This is a genomic window from Bradyrhizobium sp. B120 (genome assembly GCF_049075665.1).
Taxonomy (GTDB): Bacteria; Pseudomonadota; Alphaproteobacteria; order Rhizobiales; family Xanthobacteraceae; genus Bradyrhizobium.
Map to the genome: position 1 here is coordinate 8,839,318 of NZ_CP185242.1, position 18,651 is coordinate 8,857,968.

General features: G+C 66.4%; 18 protein-coding genes. 8 read left to right on the plus strand and 10 right to left on the minus strand.

The window, feature by feature from the left end; genetic code table 11:
• Nucleotides 1–2: 2 nt before the first annotated feature.
• Nucleotides 3–1,004: a LysR substrate-binding domain-containing protein gene (locus ACOIX3_RS40960; RefSeq protein WP_420967644.1), complete on the minus strand. Its 1,002-nt coding sequence runs from the start codon at nt 1,002–1,004 to the stop codon at nt 3–5.
• Here ACOIX3_RS40960 and ACOIX3_RS40965 point away from each other — a divergent pair.
• Genes ACOIX3_RS40965 through ACOIX3_RS40975 form a run of 3 tightly spaced genes read left to right on the plus strand, consistent with a single transcriptional unit; the run spans nt 998 to nt 3,976 of the window.
• Nucleotides 998–2,158, plus strand: coding sequence for an alanine racemase (locus tag ACOIX3_RS40965; RefSeq protein ID WP_420967645.1), 1,161 nt, complete (start codon nt 998–1,000; stop codon nt 2,156–2,158). The two genes, ACOIX3_RS40960 and ACOIX3_RS40965, sit on opposite strands and share 7 nt — an antisense overlap.
• 17 nt (nt 2,159–2,175) lie before the next feature.
• Nucleotides 2,176–2,832, plus strand: a complete 657-nt coding sequence (locus tag ACOIX3_RS40970; RefSeq protein WP_420967646.1) for an HAD-IA family hydrolase — start codon at nt 2,176–2,178, stop codon at nt 2,830–2,832.
• Between the two features lie 13 nt (nt 2,833–2,845).
• On the plus strand, nt 2,846–3,976 hold the full coding sequence (locus ACOIX3_RS40975) for a threonine synthase (protein ID WP_420967647.1): 1,131 nt from the start codon (nt 2,846–2,848) through the stop codon (nt 3,974–3,976).
• Nucleotides 3,977–3,994: 18 nt separating this feature from the next.
• On the opposite strand, the gene ACOIX3_RS40980 is transcribed toward ACOIX3_RS40975, so the two are convergent.
• The 4 genes from ACOIX3_RS40980 to ACOIX3_RS40995 all read right to left on the minus strand — a co-directional run bounded on the left by ACOIX3_RS40980 (nt 3,995) and on the right by ACOIX3_RS40995 (nt 7,374).
• The gene (locus tag ACOIX3_RS40980; RefSeq protein ID WP_420967648.1) at nt 3,995–5,026 is read right to left on the minus strand and encodes a glycosyltransferase family 4 protein; all 1,032 of its coding nucleotides are present in this window, start codon (nt 5,024–5,026) and stop codon (nt 3,995–3,997) included.
• Nucleotides 5,026–5,862 carry a UDP-2,3-diacylglucosamine diphosphatase gene (locus ACOIX3_RS40985; protein WP_420971924.1) on the minus strand — a complete coding sequence of 279 codons (837 nt, stop codon included), beginning with the start codon at nt 5,860–5,862 and terminating at the stop codon, nt 5,026–5,028. The genes ACOIX3_RS40980 and ACOIX3_RS40985 overlap by 1 nt, the downstream gene beginning before the upstream one ends.
• Before the next feature lie 263 nt (nt 5,863–6,125).
• A complete protein-coding gene (locus ACOIX3_RS40990; RefSeq protein WP_420967649.1) occupies nt 6,126–6,785 on the minus strand; it encodes a DedA family protein in 660 nt (219 codons plus the stop codon).
• A gap of 10 nt (nt 6,786–6,795) precedes the next feature.
• Nucleotides 6,796–7,374, minus strand: a complete 579-nt coding sequence (locus ACOIX3_RS40995; RefSeq protein ID WP_420967650.1) for a class I SAM-dependent methyltransferase — start codon at nt 7,372–7,374, stop codon at nt 6,796–6,798.
• A gap of 334 nt (nt 7,375–7,708) precedes the next feature.
• On the opposite strand from ACOIX3_RS40995, the gene ACOIX3_RS41000 reads away from it, so the two are divergent.
• Both ACOIX3_RS41000 and ACOIX3_RS41005 read left to right on the plus strand, forming a co-directional pair.
• On the plus strand, nt 7,709–8,383 hold the full coding sequence (locus ACOIX3_RS41000) for a response regulator transcription factor (protein WP_420967651.1): 675 nt from the start codon (nt 7,709–7,711) through the stop codon (nt 8,381–8,383).
• Between the two features lie 5 nt (nt 8,384–8,388).
• Nucleotides 8,389–9,744: a sensor histidine kinase gene (locus ACOIX3_RS41005; RefSeq protein ID WP_420971925.1), complete on the plus strand. Its 1,356-nt coding sequence runs from the start codon at nt 8,389–8,391 to the stop codon at nt 9,742–9,744.
• Here ACOIX3_RS41005 and ACOIX3_RS41010 read toward each other — a convergent pair.
• Together ACOIX3_RS41010 and ACOIX3_RS41015 are read right to left on the minus strand one after the other, a co-directional pair.
• On the minus strand, nt 9,741–10,934 hold the full coding sequence (locus ACOIX3_RS41010) for a serine hydrolase domain-containing protein (RefSeq protein ID WP_420967652.1): 1,194 nt from the start codon (nt 10,932–10,934) through the stop codon (nt 9,741–9,743). The two genes, ACOIX3_RS41005 and ACOIX3_RS41010, sit on opposite strands and share 4 nt — an antisense overlap.
• Before the next feature lie 141 nt (nt 10,935–11,075).
• The gene (locus ACOIX3_RS41015; RefSeq protein WP_420967653.1) at nt 11,076–12,716 is read right to left on the minus strand and encodes a flavin-containing monooxygenase; all 1,641 of its coding nucleotides are present in this window, start codon (nt 12,714–12,716) and stop codon (nt 11,076–11,078) included.
• 298 nt (nt 12,717–13,014) lie between these two features.
• Between ACOIX3_RS41015 and ACOIX3_RS41020 the strand changes: the two genes are divergently transcribed.
• Nucleotides 13,015–13,917, plus strand: a complete 903-nt coding sequence (locus ACOIX3_RS41020) for a helix-turn-helix transcriptional regulator (RefSeq protein WP_176534312.1) — start codon at nt 13,015–13,017, stop codon at nt 13,915–13,917.
• A gap of 30 nt (nt 13,918–13,947) precedes the next feature.
• Here ACOIX3_RS41020 and ACOIX3_RS41025 read toward each other — a convergent pair whose 3' ends face one another.
• Nucleotides 13,948–14,982, minus strand: a complete 1,035-nt coding sequence (locus ACOIX3_RS41025) for an aldo/keto reductase (protein WP_420967654.1) — start codon at nt 14,980–14,982, stop codon at nt 13,948–13,950.
• Between the two features lie 22 nt (nt 14,983–15,004).
• Nucleotides 15,005–16,186: an MFS transporter gene (locus tag ACOIX3_RS41030; protein WP_420967655.1), complete on the minus strand. Its 1,182-nt coding sequence runs from the start codon at nt 16,184–16,186 to the stop codon at nt 15,005–15,007.
• Between the two features lie 101 nt (nt 16,187–16,287).
• On the opposite strand from ACOIX3_RS41030, the gene ACOIX3_RS41035 reads away from it, so the two are divergent.
• Nucleotides 16,288–17,244, plus strand: a complete 957-nt coding sequence (locus ACOIX3_RS41035) for a LysR family transcriptional regulator (protein WP_420967656.1) — start codon at nt 16,288–16,290, stop codon at nt 17,242–17,244.
• A 7-nt stretch (nt 17,245–17,251) separates the two neighbouring features.
• Nucleotides 17,252–17,740, plus strand: coding sequence for an SRPBCC family protein (locus ACOIX3_RS41040; RefSeq protein ID WP_420967657.1), 489 nt, complete (start codon nt 17,252–17,254; stop codon nt 17,738–17,740).
• Nucleotides 17,741–17,758: 18 nt separating this feature from the next.
• Here ACOIX3_RS41040 and ACOIX3_RS41045 read toward each other — a convergent pair whose 3' ends face one another.
• Entirely contained in the window at nt 17,759–18,508 is a 750-nt protein-coding gene (locus ACOIX3_RS41045; RefSeq protein WP_420967658.1) for a class I SAM-dependent methyltransferase, read from the minus strand.
• Nucleotides 18,509–18,651: the final 143 nt, after the last annotated feature.

The following is an 18,651-nucleotide window of genomic DNA, read 5'->3' on the forward strand; positions in this document are numbered from 1 at the left end:
CGTCATCGCGGCCTGTTGCGCCACGGCGGCGGCGCGAGGGCGGCGCGCAACTGCTCGACGAAAGCCTGCGTACGCCTGGCCCGGCCACTGCGACCCGGATTGAGCAGCGCGACGATGTCAGCCGGCGGCAGGCGGAAGTTCGGCAGGACCCGCACCAGCCGGCCACCGGCGAGATCCTCGGCGACATCCCACTCCGACCTGACGATCAGGCCGTGATCCGCCAGCGCCCAGGCCTTCACGACCTCGCCGTCATTGCTCGACAGCATCGGCTCGATCCTGATGACGTCGGGCTCCGCCGGCGCCCGCCGGCGCGAGAAGCGCCAGAGCGTCACGTCCTCCTCGTTTTCGCGGAGCGCAATGCATTGATGCCCGCGTAGCTCCTGCGGGCCCGCCGGCGTTCCGCGGTGCTTCAGATAGGCCGGCGAAGCGCATAGAAAGCGTTCATTGGGCGCAAGGCGCTGCAAACGAAGCGTGGAGTCCTTCAACGCGCCGATATGGATCATGACGTCCCATGCGCTTGCGGCGGCACGTCCCGGCCGATCGGACAGTTCGAGCTCGACCGACACGTCCGGGTGGCGGGATCGGAAGGCGGCAACGACCGGGGCGATGTAGCGGCGTCCGAAGCCGAGCGGCGCGAGAATCTTCAGGTGGCCGGCGATGGTTCCGCGACGCGCCTGCAGCGCTTCCGTCAACTCCGTCGCCTCGTCGAGCAGCGTACCGCCGCGCAGCACCAGCAGCTCGCCCTCATCGGTCAATGTCAGCCGCCGGGCCGAACGGCTGACCAGTTGAACGCCCAGACGCTGCTCGAGACTCTGCAGCCGCTGCGACACCGCCGATGGCGTCACGTCGAGCGCCCGCGCCGCGGCCGCGAGCGACCGGGCCGCGGCGATGGCCAGGAAGAAGCGGATGTCGTCGGTCGAGAGCATTAAGTTCAGGCTTAATCTAAGAATGACATTCGGTAAATTGTACTTAGCATGGAAACGGCTAGTCTCGCCCGATGTCATCAGCCCCCGCCTTGAACGCACCGCATCCGCTTGCCGGGATCGAGACGCCCTGCCTGGTCCTCGACGAAGACCGGATGCTGCACAACATCGCCCGCCTGAAGACGCGGCTTTCGCGGCTCGGCGTACCGCTGCGCCCGCATCTGAAGACCGCGAAATCGATTCCGGCGGCGCGCGCCGTGATGGACGGCCCGGGCGGCCCCGCTGCGGTCTCGACCTTGCAGGAGGCCGAGGCCTTTGCCGCGGCAGGCGTCAAGGACATCCTCTATGCCGTCGGCATCGCGCCGCAAAAGCTCGATCGCGTCGCGGCGCTGCGGCGGGAGGGCGTGGACCTGTCCGTGGTGCTCGACAGCATGGAGCAAGCGGCCGCCGTCACCGCGATGGCCCGTGCAACGAACGACCGCATTCCCGTTCTGATCGAGATCGATTGCGACGGCCATCGCGCCGGGGTCGGCGCGCACGACCCGCTGCTGGTCGAGATCGGCCGCGCGTTGCATCAAGGCGGCGCTGAACTGCGCGGCGTCATGGCGCATGCCGGCGAATCCTATTCCTGCCGCAGCGTGGCGGCGCTCGAGCAGGCGGCCGAGCAGGAGCGCGCCGCCGCGGTCGCCTGCGCCGAGGCGTTGCGTGCAGCCGCACTGCCCTGCCCCGTGGTCAGCGTCGGCTCGACGCCGACGGCGCATTTCGCGCGCCGGCTCGATGGCGTCACCGAGGTGCGCGCCGGCGTTTTCGTGATGTTCGACCTTGTGATGGCCGGGATCGGGGTCTGCGCGGTCGAGGACATTGCGCTGTCGGTGCTCGCGACGGTGATCGGCCATCGCGCCGACCGCGGCTGGACCTTCATCGACGCCGGCTGGATGGCGCTGTCGCGCGATCGCGGCACCGCGAAGCAGCCGATCGACCAGGGTTACGGCATCGTCTGCGATATCGATGGACGGCCCTACCCCGATTTGATTGAGACCGAGACCAATCAGGAGCACGGCATCATTGCGCTCCGACCCGGCAGCACAGCGCCGCAAGTGACGCTGCCGGTCGGGACCAAGGTGCGGATCCTGCCCAACCATGCCTGCGCGACCGGAGCCCAGCACGACCGCTACCATGTCGTCGCCGCCGGCTCCGGCTCGGTCCGGCAATGGGAGCGGTTTCGCGGATGGTAGCAGACGGAGCGCAGCCGATGACCCGAGCCTATGACGCCGTTCTGTTCGATCTGCTGACCGCGCTGCTCGACAGCTGGACGCTCTGGAACAAGGTCGCGGGCTCCGACGAAGCCGGGCTGCGCTGGCGGGCCGAATATCTCAGAAACACCTATGCCACCGGACGCTACCGTCCCTATGAGGATCTGGTGGGCGAGGCGGCGCGCAATGTCGGCCTGCCGTTCGAACGGGCCGCGGAGCTTGGCGCACGCTATGCGGAGCTCGATCCCTGGCCCGAGGTTTTCGATGTCCTGCAAACGCTGCACGAGGCCGGCATCGCGCTCGGCGTCGTGACGAACTGCTCGGAACGGCTCGGCCGCATCGCCGCCGATCGCATCGGCGTTCCCTTCACCGTGTTCGTGACGGCCGAGCGCGCCGGCTATTACAAGCCGCAGCCGCAACCCTATCAGCTCGCGCTCGACGAACTGCCGGTCCCGGCCGATCGATGCCTGTTCGTCGCGGGATCGGGCTATGATCTATTCGGCACGGCACGTGTGCGCTTGCCGACTTGGTGGCATAATCGGGCCGGAATGAACCCGCCGGAAGGGGCGCCCGCCCCGATCGTGGTTCGTGACAACCTTGCGACCTTGCCGGCTTTCGTGCTCGGCCGCGACTTGTCCGGCCGGCGCGCCCCTTGAGGACTGAACCGAGATGCCATCACCCAGCTACATCGACCCGCTCAACGGCAAGCTCTATCCGCTGGAGGTCCCGCGCTGGTGCTCCGACGAGGGCAAGCCGCTGCTCGTCACGCCGCTGCCCGGCATCTCCCGCGACGAGGTCGAGCGCGGGACGCGCTCGCTGTGGCGCTATCGCGCGGCGCTGCCGGTCGAGATCAGGCAGCCGATCACGATGGGCGAAGGCTGCACGCCCGCGGTCGAGAAGCCGTGGGGCGATCTGCGGCCGCATTTCAAGCTCGAATGGTTCAATCCGACCGCAAGCTTCAAGGATCGTGGCACCACCGTGATGCTGTCCTTCCTGCGCGAGCTCGGCGTCGACGCGGTGTTGGAGGACTCTTCCGGCAATGGCGGCGCGTCGGTCTCGGCCTATGGCGCGGCGGGCGACATGCGAGTCAGGATCCTTGCGCCGGCGACGACATCGCCGATGAAGGTGGCGCAGATGCATGCCTTCGGCGCCGAGGTGCAGCTCGTCGAAGGCCCGCGCGAAGAGTCTGAGGCGGAAGCGATCCGCCAGTCGAAGCAGATCTTCTACTCCAGCCACAACTGGCAGCCGTTCTTCCTGCAAGGCACCAAGTCGCTGGCCTACGAGATCTGGGAAGACTTCGGCTTCACCGCGCCCGACAATGTCATCATGCCGGTCGGCGCCGGCAGCAGCCTGCTCGGCTGCTATATCGGCTTCAAGGAACTGCTCGCGGCCGGGCAAATCACGCGGCTGCCGCGCCTCTTTGCCGCCCAACCACTCAATTGCTCGCCGGTCGATGCCAGCTTCGCCGCCGGCGTCGACACGCCGGTCGACCGCGCGGTCCGCAAGACCATCGCCGAGGGCACCGCGATCAAGCATCCGCTGCGCCTGAAGCAGATGATCGCGGCGCTGAAGGAGAGCGGCGGCGGCACTGTCGCGATTCCCGAAGACGGCATTGTCGCCGCATTGAAGCGGCTGGCGCGGACCGGCCTGTTCGTCGAGCCGACCTCGGCCTCGGCCGCCGCCGCGCTCGACGTCCTAGCGGCGCGCGGCGCGATCCGGCCGGCGGAGCGCACCGTCGTCATCATCAGCGGCACCGGGATCAAGGCAGCCGGACTGATCACGGAGCTGCTCGGCAGCTAGCTGCAATCGCCGGCGGCTTCATCCTCCTGCAACGGCTGCGCGCGCCCGCGTCGCGTGCGCCCGCCCGATATTGTCGAGGAACTGCCGCACGCTTTCCTGCCAGGTGAAGGTCAGGGCGTGGGCGCGGCATTTCTCGCGCGGCACCAGCAGCGCGCCGAGCGCCGCGCGGCGCAGATCGTGATCGAGACAGCCGCAGCCTGACTTGCCGATCACATCGAGCGGCCCCATCACGGGAAAGGCCGCAACCGGCAGGCCGCTGGCCAGCGCCTCCAAGATCACCATCCCGAACGTATCGGTCAGGCTTGGAAACACCATGACATCGGCGGACGCATAGACGTCGGCGAGCGCCCGGCCGGTCCGTGTGCCAAGGAAATGCACGTGAGGAAACCGGGCCTGCAAACTGCTGCGCTGCGGCCCGTCCCCGACCACGACCTTCGAGCCCGGCAGGTCGAGACCGAGAAAGGCATCCAGATTCTTCTCGACCGCAACGCGGCCGACATAGAGGAACACCGGCGCCGGGAAGGCGATCGGCCGCTCTGTACGCGGGCAAAACAGCTCGGCATCGACGCCGCGCGACCATGGCATCAATTTGCGGAAGCCATGCGCCTGCAGCGTCTGCTCGAGCGACGGCGAGCCGACCATGATGCCGTCTCCGCTATTATGGAAACGGCGCAACGCCGCGTAGCTCCACCGCAGCGGGACCGGCAGCCGTGCGGCGAGATATTCGGGAAAGCGCGTGTGGTAGCTGGTCGTGAACGGATAGCCGCGGGTCTGGCAGACGTGCCGGCTGATCCAGCCGATCGGGCCCTCGGTCGCGATGTGCACCGAGTCCGGGCGGGCAGCCGCGATGGCGCGCGCGATACGCCCGATCGTCGGCAGCGCGAGCCGGATCTCCGGATAGCCGGGCAGCGGCACGGTGCGGAAATCGGCCGGCGTCAAGAAGCTGATCTCGGCGCCGAGCGACGGCGCTTCACTGGCGAGATATTCGAGCGAGCGGACCACACCATTGATTTGCGGCCGCCAGGCATCGGTTGCGACCAGCACGCGCATCAGGCGGCCGCCTGCGCGAGCGGCGCAAGCTCCGCCGCATCGAGCGTCGTTCGCGCCTCCGTCCATCGGATGATTTCAAACTGCCCATCATAGCGCTCGACCACGCCCGTGCACGACTCAACCCAATCCCCGGTGTTGATGTAGCGGACGCCGAAATCGTCGTGCAGCGCCGCGTGGTGGATGTGACCGCAGATCACGCCTTGAACGTTGCTGCGCGCGGCCTCCGATGCCAGCACCTCTTCGAACCGGCCGATGTGGTTGACCGCATTCTTGACCCGCAACTTCGCCCAGGACGAGAACGACCAATAGCCGAACCCAAATCGGCGCCTGATCCAGTTGAGCCAGACGTTGCAGGCCAGCGCGGCCCGATAGCCGACATCGCCGATCAGCGCGAGCCAGCGCGCATGCCGCACCACGAGATCAAAATGATCGCCGTGCACGACGAGATAGTCGCGGCCGTCGAGGCCGCGATGGATCGCCCGTTCGACAATCTCGACGCCGCAGAACGCCGCGCCGGCATAGTCACGCAGGAACTCGTCGTGATTGCCGGGAATGTAGACCAGGCGCCGGCCCCGTTGCGCGAGCTCGATCAACTCCCGCACAACGGCATTGTGCGCCGTGGGCCAGTACCAGCTCGACCGCAGACACCAGCCATCGACGATGTCGCCGACCAGGAACACGGTTTCGGCATCATGGTGACGAAGGAAGTCGATGAACCGCTCGGCCTGGCATCCCCGGGTCCCGAGATGGACGTCGGAGACGAACAGGCTCCTGACCTTGACGACATCCCGCGGCGCGACCCGCCTCGCTTCCGCGCGATCGCCATATCCATGCATACCGCCGTCCGGCCGAAACGCCGCCGCCATGGCCTCGGCCAATCCCGCGAGAACCTTCGTGACATCGCGGCTGGCGCATCGCCTGAAGATCGAGCGGTGCCAATAGATGCCTGCGATCAGCACCAGCAGCGCGAACTCGGCGGCGCGATATCGCCCGCCGGAAGCCGCGTGACCGAACTGATAGCTCGCGGCCAGCACCAGCAGGGTCGCGGCAGCGCGCTCGAGCGTATCGGAGCCCGGCCGCAGGCGGGACAACAGGGTTCTCATGCACCTTCCTCCACCGGCAAGCGTGAGGGTAGCAAGCGCGGCTCCCCAAGAGGGCGCGGCGCGAGCGAACGCTTGTAGAAGCGAAATCCTAGAAGCAGCGCGACCTCCACGGCGATCAGAATGACCACCACCCAGAAGCCGAGGCTGACCGGATCGTGGCTGCTGCCGCGCAGGGCATAGCCGAGCGTGAGGAACGGCATGTTCCAGATCACGGTGCCGATCGCCGTCGCCATCACGAAGGCGCGCGGCTCCAGCCGCAGCACGCCGGCCGGGAGAGCTAGGTAGATCCGCACGGTGGGCAGGGTCTGACCGATCAGCGTCACCCAGAAATGATTGCCGCGATAGGCGTCGGTGAGCTGTCGATAGAGCGAGGGCCGCAGCAACACGAACTTGCCATAGCGTGCCACCAGTCCCTCGATGCGCCGCGAGCCGAGCACGCGCCCGAGCCCGTACCAGCCGATGGCACCGACGACCGACCCGACGCTGGTTGCCAGAATGGTCATCGCGAGCATCGTGCCGTCGGAGACCGTCAAGCCGAGCAGCATCAGCAGCACGTAGGACGGCAGCAACGGAATGAACTTCTCGGCGACGGCGAGGCAGCCGATACCCACCAGGCCGAAGTGCAGAAACATCGCGATCGTGCTCGACGTGTCCATAGCGTCTCGATCAAGCGTGGGAGTGGCGGCGGCTGATCCGGTACACGGAAGCCGGAGGCAGGTTGAAGAATGTCTGCCCGATGCAGCTCGCCTGCAGATCGAGGCGATCCAGGACCGCGTCTGCGACAGGACAACGCGGACCATAGGTGATCTGGTAGAACGCCCCGCCGGCGCGGAGATAGCCGAAGGCGCCGTGGAGGATGGTTATGACTTTCTCCGGCGGCATCATGAGGAGCCCGAGGCCGCTCACGACCGCACCGACCGGCGCCCCGTCGAACAGCCTTTCCCTCCGCAGCCAGGCCGCGTCCATCCACAGCACCCGCGCGCCCGGGAAGCGCCGCTGCAGCAGCGGGATGAACTCGGAGCCGTATTCCACCAGCGTCAGATCGTGCTGCCTGACGCCGCGCTTCAGCAACGCGCGGGTGAAGACGCCCGTGCCGGGGCCAAGCTCGAGCACGGGACCGGTGTCCGCGGTGATCTCCTGCGCCATGAGCGACGAGACAGCGGGCCCGGACGGCGCGACCGCGGCGACACGCAACGGATTACGCACCCAGGCGCGGACGAACGGCAGGATGTCAGCGGCCGACATGCTGGAGCTCCCGCACGATAAGCGCACAATCGGTCTGGCGCCACGGATTCATTAACAAGGCCATTCGCGTGTCTTTCGCATTGCGGGTGCCCACCATCATGCGTGGCAGGCTCCCGCCGGTTGAGCAGTGTCGGTCGGTGTCGAGACGATTCGACCGTCCCGATGCACGCCTCTGTCTCATGCGAAGCTTGCGTCAGCATGGCGCGAATGCGCGCGCGTGCGAAATTTCGCTCCGCGACGCATTCGCGCGGAGAAAACCGCAAGGTTGCCGCAATGAATCGGGCATAAAGCCGGCGGATCGAATGACGAACCAAGGCAGAGGTAAGGACGACGAATGCGCGTGCTGTTGGTGGAGGACCAGCCGGATATGGTCGCGGCGCTGCGTGCGGCACTCGCGCGCCACGACATGCTGGTCGATCACGCACCGGATCTTTTGGAAGCCGAGGCGATTGCCGCTGCGGGAAGTTACGACGCGATCGTACTGGATCGCCAGTTGCCCGACGGCGACGGGCTGTCGCTGATTCCGAAACTGCGTGCGAGCGGCAACACCGTGCCGGTGCTGGTGCTGACTGCCCGCGGCGAGCTCGCGGACCGGGTCTCGGGCCTCGACAGCGGCGCCGACGATTATCTCGGCAAGCCGTTTGCATTCGAGGAGTTGCTGGCACGGTTGCGCGCGCTGTTGCGCCGGCCCGCGAGCGTGCAGGAGCATGCCGCGCGGATCGGGCGCCTGTCGTTCGACTTCACCCATCGCGAGGCGAGCGTCGACGGACGGCCCCTGGAGATGCCGCGTCGCGAGCGGCTGGTGCTCGAGACGTTGCTGCATCGGATGGGGCGCATGGTGCAACGCTCCGCGCTGATGGAGGCGGTCTACGGCCTCGACGACGAGGTGCAGCCCAATGCGCTCGACACCCATGTGTCGCGTCTGCGCCGCAGGCTCACCGAGGCCGACGCCGGCGTCACCATCAACGGCGTTCGTGGCCTCGGCTATGTACTGCGGGAGACACCGTGAGCGTGCTGCGACCGCGATCCCTCACCTGGCGCCTGATCGGACGCCTCGCGGGCCTGCAGGCCGTGACGCTGACTCTCCTGATCCTGCTGATCGGAGCCGCAGCCATGGGGCTGCTGCGGGCGGGACTGCTGATCGGCGAGTACGAAGGCAGCACGCTCGATACGCTGCGCGATGCCGTCACGCGCGATGAAGCGGGCGGACTGACGCTGCGGCAAACGCCGGAGCTGGCCGCCCTGCGCGCCGAGCACGCCGACCTCTGGTTCGTCATCCGCGACGCTGAGGGCCATCAGCTCGCCGAAGGCGCCGTGCCCGCGCAATTCGCGCCGATCGCATCAAGCCTCGATCATATCAGCGAGGCGCGGCTCAAATGGAATGCAGCGGAAGCCACGCGGCCCGCGGGTCTCGTCAAATGGGTCGACACCGCGGCAGGGCAGATTCAGATCCTGACCGGCACCTACGGCCAGCTCTCGATGTGGCGCGCGCTGGAGAGCACACCGCTGCTGTTCCTCAACATGATCCTCCCGATCGTCGTGCTGATGACGCTGGCGACGCTGGTCGCGACCCCGTTCGTGGTGCGCCGGGCCATGAAGGGCCTCGCACAGGTCGCGGCGCAGGCCGAGCGCATCGACATCGACCAGCGCGGCGCGCAGTTGCCGCTCGACGAGGTGCCGATCGAGATCACCCCGCTGGTCAAGGCCATCAATGCCGCACTCGACCGCCTCGACAAGGGTTACGAACGCCACCGGCGTTTCCTCGCCGATGCCGCACACGAGCTGCGCACGCCGATCGCGATTCTCTCGACACGGGTCGCTTCGCTGGAGGCCGGACCGGAGAAGACCCATCTGCTCGAGGACGCCACCCGCCTCAGCGTCATGGCGGGTCAACTGCTGGACCTGCAGCGGCTCGATCAGCGCGCCGACACGTTCGACCCCGTCAATCTCGTCGGCATCGCGCGGCAGGTCGTGCTCGACCTCGCACCGCTGGGTTTCGCGGCAGGATATGAAATGTCCTTCGAGCACGACAGCGAGACGGTCATGGTGACCGGCGACCAGACCTCGCTCGAACGCGCCCTCACCAATCTCGTGCAGAACGCCGTCGACCACGGCCAGCGACGCGGCACGATCCTGGTTCGGGTCGCGACAGCCGGCCGGATCGAGGTCTGCGATGATGGCGACGGCATTCCGCCCGACGAGCGCGAGCAGATCCTGGAGCCGTTCCGCCGGCTGCATCCGGGCGGGCGCGGCGCCGGCCTCGGCCTCGATCTGGTGCAGAGCATCATGCGTCTGCACGGCGGCCGGATCGAGGTCGATCAAGCCCCGTCCGGTGGCGCCTGCATGCGCATGGTGTTCCCGAAGGTTTAACCCGCCTTGCGCAGTTTCAGGGCCTCGTAGAATGAGGTCTCGAAATTGATGTAGCCGATGAAGGATGTCGGATCACCAAACGGCAGGATCTGCGTCGCCCAGAATCCGCCGAAACCGTTCTGGCGATCGATCCAGTAGAACAGGTTGGCGAGGCCGGCCCAGCCGAGCGCGCCGGCCGGGCGGCCGGTCGGAGCCTGCTCGTCATTGATCATGAAGCTCAGCGCCCATGATTTCGACTGGCCGGGGAAGAACTCGGCGTCGTTGGCAAGCGAGGTGATCACGCCGGTGATGGCCGTCACCTTGTTGTTGCCGAGATGATTCTTCTCCGCCATCCGCACGGTTTCGGCTTTCAGGACCCGGCCATGCTCGCCGGCGCCGTCGTTCAGCCACATCCGGATGAAGCGCATATAGTCACCGATGGTGCCGTAGAGTCCGTGGCCGCCCATATGGATCTCCGGATTGGCCGGCAGCTCGAAATCCATCGGCGTGAGCGAGCCGTCGGCGTTGCGGGCGTGAATGCCGGCGAGCCGGCGGCGCATCGCGTCGGTGAGCTCAAATGCCGTGTCCTGGATTCCGAGCGGCTCGAAGATCCGCGTCTTGAAGACCTCGCCAAGCCGGCGGCCGGCGATCGACTCGACGATCTGGCCGCACCAATCCAGGTTGGTGCCGTACTCCCATCGCTCGCCGGGATCGAACAGCAGCGGCGTCATCAACGAAGCCTTGGACGCCGTGATCACGCTGGGCTGCCCCTTCTCCTGCGCGAGGCGATTATAGGTGTGATTGATGAAGTCGTAGCTGAGGCCCGCGCTGTGAACCATGAGCATGCGCGTGGTGATGTCGCGCTTGGGCGCCCGCAGCCGCGGCTCGCCGTTGTCGTCAAAACCCTCGATAACCCTGAGCTTGCCGAGGTCGGGCGCGTAGGTCTTGGCCGGCGCGTCGAGATCGAGCTTGCCCTCCTCGACGAGTTGCAGGACTGCCGTCCCGGTGATCGCCTTGGTGGTCGAGAAGATGGCGAACACACTGTCGGTCGTCATGTCCGCGGCCTGGTCGTGACGGCGCTTGCCGGCGGCGCCTTCGTAGATGTTGCGATGGCGGTCGGTCACCATGGCAACGACGCCGGGAACGCGCGGGTTGGATGTCACGACGCCGTCGAGAATCGCATCTGCTGCCGCACCAAAATTCATGCTCATTGTCGTCCTCCCATACTTTGTGATGTTGACCTGCGTGGCCCGGATGGAGCGAAGCGAAATCCGGGGCTGATGCAGCCGGTGACACCGGCCCCGGATTGCGCTTCGCTCCATCCGGGCTACAAATCCAGTTCCGATCAGGCGCTACTGAATGGCAAAGCCCTGATAGCCGCTCGCGGCGACCTCGTCGCATTTCTGGCGATAGGTGCCGACGCCGCCGCAATAGGACAGCACCCGGCGCGGCTTGCCCGCGACATTCGAGCCGAGGTACCAGGAGTTGGTCTTGGCGATCAGCGTTGCGTTGGCGGTCTCGTCATGATGCGCCACCCACTGATCCTCGGCGTCCCTGGTCGGCTCGATGACGTTGAGGTTCTTGCCGCGCAGATACTTGATGCAATCGGCGATCCACTCGACCTGCTGCTGCAGGCAGGTCGTCATGTTGCAAAGCGCGGCCGAGGGCGCGAGCGGCACCGCTGTCGTGAACAGGTTCGGATAGCCGTGGACCTGCAGGCCCATCGTGGTGCGGATGTCCCTGCCCCAATCGTCCTTCAGCGATCGTCCCTCGCGACCGCGGATGTCGATCCGCGTCAACGCCCCCGTTCCGGCGTCGAAGCCGGTGGCCAGGATGATGACGTCGAACGCGTGCACCGTGCCGTCTGCGGTCTGGATACCTTCGGACGTGATGCGGGCGATCGGATTGTTCTTGACGCCGACGATCTGGACATTGGGCCGGTGGAAGGCCTCGAGGAAATTGCTTTCCAGCGGCACCCGGTGCGTGCCGAAACCGTAATCGGAGGGAATCAGCTGTTCGCACAGCTTGGGGTCCTTGATCCGCTCCCGCATCTTCTCGCGCACGAATTCGGTGATCTCGGCGTTGATGGCTTCGTCGAAGAACAATTCGGCGAAGGACGAAACCCAGAGCTTGAGCGATCCGTCATTCCAGCAGTCCTCGATCACCTGACGGCGCTGCTGCGGCGTCAGGTCGGCCCAGGCGTGCTCGAAGTCGAACTCAAATCCGGTAAACGTCTTCGGCAGCCGTTCGGTGAGGAACTTGAATTTCGACTTGTAGGCCTCGGCATCGGCTGCGTCCCATTTCGGGTTCTTCATCGGAATGATGTATTGCGGCGTGCGGATGAACACCTTGAGATGACCGACCTCGCTGGCGATCGACTGGATCACCTGGATTCCGGTCGCGCCGTTGCCGACCACGCCGACACGCTTTCCCGCGAGTTCGATCGGCCCCTTGGGCCAGCGCGCGGTGTGGAACAGCTCGCCCTTGAAGGTCTCCTGTCCCGGGAAGGATACGTGCGGCGCCGACAGCATGCCGCAGCAGGTGACCAGGAATTGGGTATCGATCACGTCGCCCTGGTCGGTCGTCACGAGCCAGCGTTGCGTCGCCTCATTGAAATGCGCGCTCTTGACCGTGGTGCCGAACTGGATGTCCTTCCTGAGGTCGAGGCGGTCGGCCACGTAGTTCAGCCAGCGCTCGATCTCCGGCTGGCCCGGGAACCGCTCGCTCCAACTCCAGCCTTTGTAGAGTTCTTCGGAGAACAGGTACTGATAGGTGTGGCCTTCGGAATCGAAGCGCGCGCCGGGGTAGCGGTTCCAGTACCAGGTGCCGCCGACGCTTGAACCGGCATCGATCGCCTTCACGCTCAGCCCCTGCTCGCGCAGACGGAACAGTTGGTAAAGACCGGCGACGCCGGCGCCGACGACCACGGCGTCGAGCTTGGTCGTTGCACGCGCACCATTGCTTCCATTCGACCTTGTGACGGTCTCGGTCATCGTTTCCTCCTGTTGCCTTGCTCGCACGCGCTCATGCCCGCCGTGTCGCCGGGTGATGGTGCGTTGCGTCAATTGGGTCTCGGCCGCTGACGCTGTCGCCGAGACGCAGAGCAGGCTACGGGTCGTGCGACCGAGCGGCTTGGATGAAACCGACAATCTCTGGAACGCGGCCGTGCAATCGAGCCATCGGCCGTTGGTCGCCTTGGCAAACCGCGAAAGCGGCCTATCCTGCGCTCAGACGTCCAGCCAACAAGAAGCGCTCAACCGCGCCACGGATTCCACGGAGGAGGCTCGCACAATGGGCCAATTGATCACGGTCGAGGAGCTGCCGCGCTATGCGCCCGGTGAGCTGAAGCTGGACAGCGCCTCAGTCGGGAGGAGCGACTTCCGGCTGCGGATTTTCCGGTATGAACCATCGGATATCTGGGTTCCCCCGTCGGAAAACTTCCTGCTCGTACTCTATCGCGACGGCGTGACGTCGATGAACCGTCGCGTCACCGGTGCATGGAAGCAGGATCACGTCGGTCGCGGCGTCACGTCATTGCTGACCCGCGCCGAGCCATCGAGCTGGCACTGGAAGAACGACATCGAGGTCACCCACTTCTATATCGCCCCTGCCCTCATGATGAAGACCGCGAGCGATGCCTTCGACCGCGACGCCGAGGCGATCGAGCTTCACGACCTGCTCAAGGCCGAAGACCCGATGCTGACCTGGATCAACGACCAGATGGTTCAGGAGGTTGCCGCAGGCGGTCCGGGCGGACGCCTCTGCTATGACGCGTTGGCGCTGCAGGCGAGCGTGCACATCCTGCGGAAATATGCGGCGATCGAATTCAAGATGCCGTGCGCGCAAGGACGCTTTCGCCCTGCGCACGCCCGGCTGATCGAGGACTATATCGAGCAGAACATCTTCCGGAACATCACGCTGGAGGAGCTGGCGAACATCTGCAATTGCACGCCGATCCAGTTCGCCCGCAAGTTCCGTGTGCATTACGGCACGCGGCCGCATGCCTATGTCCTGCGGCGCAAGGTGGAGCACGCGTGTCAGCATCTGCGCAAGGACCGCGTTGCGCTGAAGGAGATCGCGCTGCTGAGCGGCTTTGCCGATCAGAGCCACCTCAATCGTGTGTTCCGGCAGCACATGAACGTCACGCCGGCGGAATATCGCCGGCAAGTCTGCAAACATTCCGCGCAAGCGTGAGACCATGACGCCGGCGGTCCGGCGGCCGGCTCACACCGGCGGCGGATTGAGCCGCGCAAAACCTTGCTGGATCCGGTAAGGGTAGTACGGATAAGCCGGCATCACCGCGCTCGCTTTGTCGAGACGCGCGATCTGGTCCGCCGAGAGCGACCATCCGACTGCGCCGAGATTGTCGCGAAGCTGCGCCTCGTCGCGTGCGCCAATGATCACCGAGGACACGCTGGGACGCGCCAGCAGCCAGGCAATCGCAACCTGCGGCACGCTGCGGCCGGTCTCGGTGGCGACGACGTCCAGCGCGTCGACGATCGCGTAAAGCTTCTCGTCGTCGACCGGCGGTCCGAACTGCGCGGTCTCGTGCAGGCGGCTGTTCGCCGGCAAGGGCTGCCCGCGCCTGATCCTGCCGGTGAGGCGGCCCCAGCCGAGCGGACTCCAGACCAGCGCGCCGACGCCCTGGTCGAGCGCGAGCGGCATCAGCTCGGATTCATAGTCACGGCCGACCAGCGAATAATAGACCTGGTGCGCGACGTAGCGCGGCCAGCCGTGCCGCTCGGCGATGCCGAGCGATTTCATCAGATGCCAGCCGGAGAAGTTCGAGGCGCCGACATAGCGCAGCTTGCCGGCGCGCACCAGCGCATCGAGGGTCGACAGCACCTCGTCGATCGGCGTGAAGGCGTCGAAGGCATGAGGTTGCAGGAGGTCGATGTGGTCGGTGTTGAGCCGGCGCAGCGCCGCATCGACCGAAGCGACAAGGCGATAGCGCGACGTACCGGCATCGAGCGGACCGTCGCCCACCGGCAGGCCGGTCTTGGTCGAGATCAAGACCCTGTCGCGGCGGCCCTTGATCGCGGCGCCGAGGATCTCCTCCGACGCACCGTTCGAATAGACATCGGCGGTGTCGAACGAATTGACGCCGGCCTCGAGGCAGATGTCGATCAGCCGCCGCGCCTCGCTGGCGTCGCTGCGGCCCCAGGCCGAGAACAAAGGTCCGTGGCCGCCGAAGGTGCCGGTGCCGAAGCTGAGCACCGGGACCTTCAGGCCGGACGCGCCGAGATTGCGATATTCCATGGTCATGCTCCCTTGATCCGGTTCATTCGGCCGGGCATTGCGTGGCAAGCACGACCGGCCGGTCGAGGCGCAGGCTCCACAGCGCGAGCAGCAGCCCGACCGCGGTGATGACGGCGGCCACCAGCGGCAGCGCACCGAGGCCGAAGCCGCGATCGATGGTGACGCCGCCGGCCCAGGCGCCGAGCGCGTTGCCGAGATTGAAGGCCGCGATGTTCAGGCTGGACGCCAGCGTCCGTCCTTCGACACCGGCGGCTTCGAGCACCCGAAGCTGCAGCGGCGCCACGGTTGCGAACGCTGCGATGCCGAGCACGAACAACAGTGCGACTGCCAATGCCTTGATCGAGATCACCGCCGCCAGCGCGACCAAGACGGCGGCGAGGCCGCCGAGCGACACCAGCAGCGCACGCGCAACTCCCTTGTCGGCGAGCCGCCCGCCCGCGACATTGCCGATCGCAAGGCCGGCGCCGAACACCAGCAGGATCGGCGACACCGCGGCGTCGGAAAATCCGGTGAGCCGCGTCAGGATCGGCTGCACATAGGTGAAGACCGCGAACAGCCCGCCGAAGCCGAACACCGTCATGGCAAGCCCGAGCAGGACCTGCGGGCGGCCGAGCACAGCGAGTTCGTCGCGCAGCGGCACGGGCTTGTCGTTGGCACCGACATGGCCGGGGACCAGCACGGCCAGCACGACGAACGCGATCACGCCGATCACCGCCACGGCCCAGAACGCCGCGCGCCAGCCGAGCATCAGGCCGAACCACGCGCCGAAGGGAACGCCGAGCAAGGTCGCGACCGTCAGGCCGATGAACATCGTGGCGATCGCCGACGCGCGCTTGTCCTCCGGGACGAGGCTTGTCGCGACCACCGAGCCGACGCCGAAGAAGGTGCCGTGCGCCAGCGAGGTCAGGATGCGCGCCGCCATCAGCAATTCGTAGTTCGGCGCCAGCGCACAGGCCGCGTTGCCGAGCGTGAAGATCGCCATCAGCGCCAGCAGCACCGCCTTGCGCGGCATCCGCCGCGTGGCCAGCGTCAGGATCGGCGCGCCGACGAACACGCCGAGCGCGTAGCCGGAAATCAACAACCCCGCAGCGGACACGGATACCTGCATGTCGGCGGCGACCTGCAGCAACAGCCCCATGATGAGGAATTCGGTGGTGCCGATGCCAAAGGCACCGGCGGTCAAGGCAAGGACTGCGAGAGGCATGTGTCGCTCCGGAGGGAAAGGATTCCGCAATGCGAGATAGCGGTCCGGACCGATAAGGATTAGAATGGCCGCAATCCAATCATTTGTGACGTGAATTCAAGATGTCCCGAACAGACACCAACCGCTCCGGCGAGATGGACGTGTTCGTCCGCGTCGTCGATCTCGGCGGCTTCACGGCTGCGGCGAACAGCCTTCGCCAGACGCCATCGGGCGTCAGCAAGCTGGTCTCCCGGCTCGAGACGCGGCTCGGCACGCGGCTGGTCAACCGCACCACCCGCAAGCTGCAACTGACCGAGGAGGGCCAGGCGTTCTATCAGCGCGCCCAGCGCATCCTTGCCGATATCGACGAGGCCGAACGCGAGGCCGCGTCCTGCGTGCCACGGGGCCATCTCACCGTGAACAGCAACATCCCGTTCGGCATGCTGCATGTGATGCCGCTGCTGCCGCGCTTCATGGGCGAGCATCCCGACATCACGCTCGACATCGTGCTGACCGACACGCTGGTCGATCTGATGCAGGCGCGCGCCGACGTCGCGATCCGCGTCGGCCCGCTCGGCGCCTCGCGGCTGATCGCACGCAAGCTCGGCACCAGCCGCATGGTGGTGGTCGCCGCACCGTCCTATCTCGCGCGCTTCGGCACGCCGAAGACGCCGGCCGATCTTGCTACCCATCGCGGCATCGGCTGGACCTTTCCGCGCAGCATCCGCGGCTGGCCGTTCCGCCGCGCTGAGAAAATCGAGGAGGCACTGCCGCCGCCGGTCGCCCGCGTCAGCGACGGCGAGGCCGCGCGCCAGCTCACGCTCGGCGGCATCGGGCTCGGACGGCTGGCGCTGTTTCACATCGGTCCGGATATCGAAGCCGGGCGCCTGGTGCCGGTGCTGCAAAATCTCAATCCGGGCGATCGCGAGGACGTCCATGCGGTCTATGTCGGCCATGCCGGTCCGCTGCCGGCGCGGGTGCGCGCCTTCATCGATTTTCTCGCGCAACACATCCGGATCGGTGATCCAGCGTTGCGGCGTGGCGCGGATGGGAAATGGAAAGTCGTGGGTGACAAGTGAGCATTCGATGACGGATGAACCCCTGGACTTCCAGACTGTCACCGAGTCGATCCGCATCGCCGCGCAGCCAAGGCATGTATGGGACGCGATCATCGATCCCAACGCCGGCGAGACATGGCGCAACGCGCATTTCAACACCGATTGGCAGGTCGGTGCACCAATCGAGATCGAGGCGGAGATCGGCGCGAAGCGCTATCGCGACAAGGGCCGCGTCCTCCATGTCGAGCCGCCGTCACGGCTCGCATATTCCTATTGGTCGCAGGTCTCGGGCCTGCCGGATATTCCGCAGTCTTATGCGACGGTCACGATGACGCTCGCGGCCGACGGCGGCGAGACGCTGCTGACCGTCACCCAGCAGGTGCCGCCGTCGCCGATCCGGCGCGGGGACGGTTGGGAAATCGGCGCCGAGTCCGGAGCGAAACATGTCGCGTTCTACTGGCGCATGGCGCTGCCGCGCCTGAAGCAGACCATCGAGCAAGGACGCGCCGCGCAATAGCGCGGTCTCGAAAGCGCTCTAGACCCGCTTCAGCAAAAAGAGCTGCGTGACATAAGGAAACACCACCTCGTCGGCGTCACCGAGGCCGGCCTCACGCAGGATGGCGTCGGTCCTGTCGCGAAGGACCGCCTTTTCGGCGTCGGGAAGATTGGCGACATAGCTCGTCGACACGACGCGCTCATAGACACCGCGGCGCGCCATCCGGTGCGGATGGTCCTGCACGATTTCCTTCTCGAGCACGAAGCGGGGATCCTGCAAGATCCAGCGCCAGTGCCCCGAGCGTTGCCGCGGCGTGTCGCCCGCGTATTTCTCGATCATGACCGACAAGGCGTCGACCCACGGTGCGCGGTCATCCCTGTTGTTCCAGACCAGCGCCAGCGTACCGCCGGGACGCAGCAGTCGTGCGATCTCGGCGACGGACGGCTCGTTGTCGAACCAGTGAAACGCCTGCGCGCAGGTCACGAGATCGACGCTGCCGGTTTCGAGGCCGATCGCATCGGCGCGGGTGTTGATGACCTCGATCCCCGCTTCGTTGGCGAGCTTCGCCGACATCTCGGCGACCGGCTCGATCGCGACCAGACGCGCCGTCTCGGACAAATGCGGCAGCAGCAGGCGGGTGAACTTGCCGGTTCCGGCTCCGAGATCGACGACACAGCGCGCGGCCTGCAGCGGCAGCGCGGCGACGATCTCCGTCGGATAGCTCGGTCGGCCCGCCTCGTAGGCTGCGACCGCGACGCGATAATTCCTGGCCGTAGGGTTCAGTGTCATTCGTGCTTCTCCTGCGCGCCGGGCATCTGCGATGAGATCTGCGGAACGGTATAAAGCAGCGCCGGCGCAGAACTGGAAGAGCGCGTCGAGTCAAGATTCGCTGAGAACCCGTCACCTCTGCGTCAGTGCCGGGCGCCTGGCGT

Bases quoted from the DNA above. Each gene is read 5' to 3' on its own strand.
- ACOIX3_RS40970 (WP_420967646.1), top strand. From the start codon at position 2,176: ATGACCCGAGCCTATGACGCCGTTCTGTTCGATCTGCTGACCGCGCTG.
- ACOIX3_RS40980 (WP_420967648.1), bottom strand. From the start codon at position 5,026: ATGCGCGTGCTGGTCGCAACCGATGCCTGGCGGCCGCAAATCAATGGT.
- ACOIX3_RS41020 (WP_176534312.1), top strand. From the start codon at position 13,015: ATGGGCCAATTGATCACGGTCGAGGAGCTGCCGCGCTATGCGCCCGGT.
- ACOIX3_RS40965 (WP_420967645.1), top strand. From the start codon at position 998: ATGTCATCAGCCCCCGCCTTGAACGCACCGCATCCGCTTGCCGGGATC.
- ACOIX3_RS41025 (WP_420967654.1), bottom strand. From the start codon at position 14,982: ATGGAATATCGCAATCTCGGCGCGTCCGGCCTGAAGGTCCCGGTGCTC.
- ACOIX3_RS41015 (WP_420967653.1), bottom strand. From the start codon at position 12,716: ATGACCGAGACCGTCACAAGGTCGAATGGAAGCAATGGTGCGCGTGCA.
- ACOIX3_RS40985 (WP_420971924.1), bottom strand. From the start codon at position 5,862: ATGCATGGATATGGCGATCGCGCGGAAGCGAGGCGGGTCGCGCCGCGG.
- ACOIX3_RS41035 (WP_420967656.1), top strand. From the start codon at position 16,288: ATGTCCCGAACAGACACCAACCGCTCCGGCGAGATGGACGTGTTCGTC.
- ACOIX3_RS40975 (WP_420967647.1), top strand. From the start codon at position 2,846: ATGCCATCACCCAGCTACATCGACCCGCTCAACGGCAAGCTCTATCCG.
- ACOIX3_RS40995 (WP_420967650.1), bottom strand. From the start codon at position 7,374: ATGTCGGCCGCTGACATCCTGCCGTTCGTCCGCGCCTGGGTGCGTAAT.
- ACOIX3_RS41010 (WP_420967652.1), bottom strand. From the start codon at position 10,934: ATGAGCATGAATTTTGGTGCGGCAGCAGATGCGATTCTCGACGGCGTC.
- ACOIX3_RS41030 (WP_420967655.1), bottom strand. From the start codon at position 16,186: ATGCCTCTCGCAGTCCTTGCCTTGACCGCCGGTGCCTTTGGCATCGGC.
- ACOIX3_RS41045 (WP_420967658.1), bottom strand. From the start codon at position 18,508: ATGACACTGAACCCTACGGCCAGGAATTATCGCGTCGCGGTCGCAGCC.
- ACOIX3_RS41040 (WP_420967657.1), top strand. From the start codon at position 17,252: ATGACGGATGAACCCCTGGACTTCCAGACTGTCACCGAGTCGATCCGC.
- ACOIX3_RS41000 (WP_420967651.1), top strand. From the start codon at position 7,709: ATGCGCGTGCTGTTGGTGGAGGACCAGCCGGATATGGTCGCGGCGCTG.
- ACOIX3_RS40960 (WP_420967644.1), bottom strand. From the start codon at position 1,004: ATGACATCGGGCGAGACTAGCCGTTTCCATGCTAAGTACAATTTACCG.
- ACOIX3_RS40990 (WP_420967649.1), bottom strand. From the start codon at position 6,785: ATGGACACGTCGAGCACGATCGCGATGTTTCTGCACTTCGGCCTGGTG.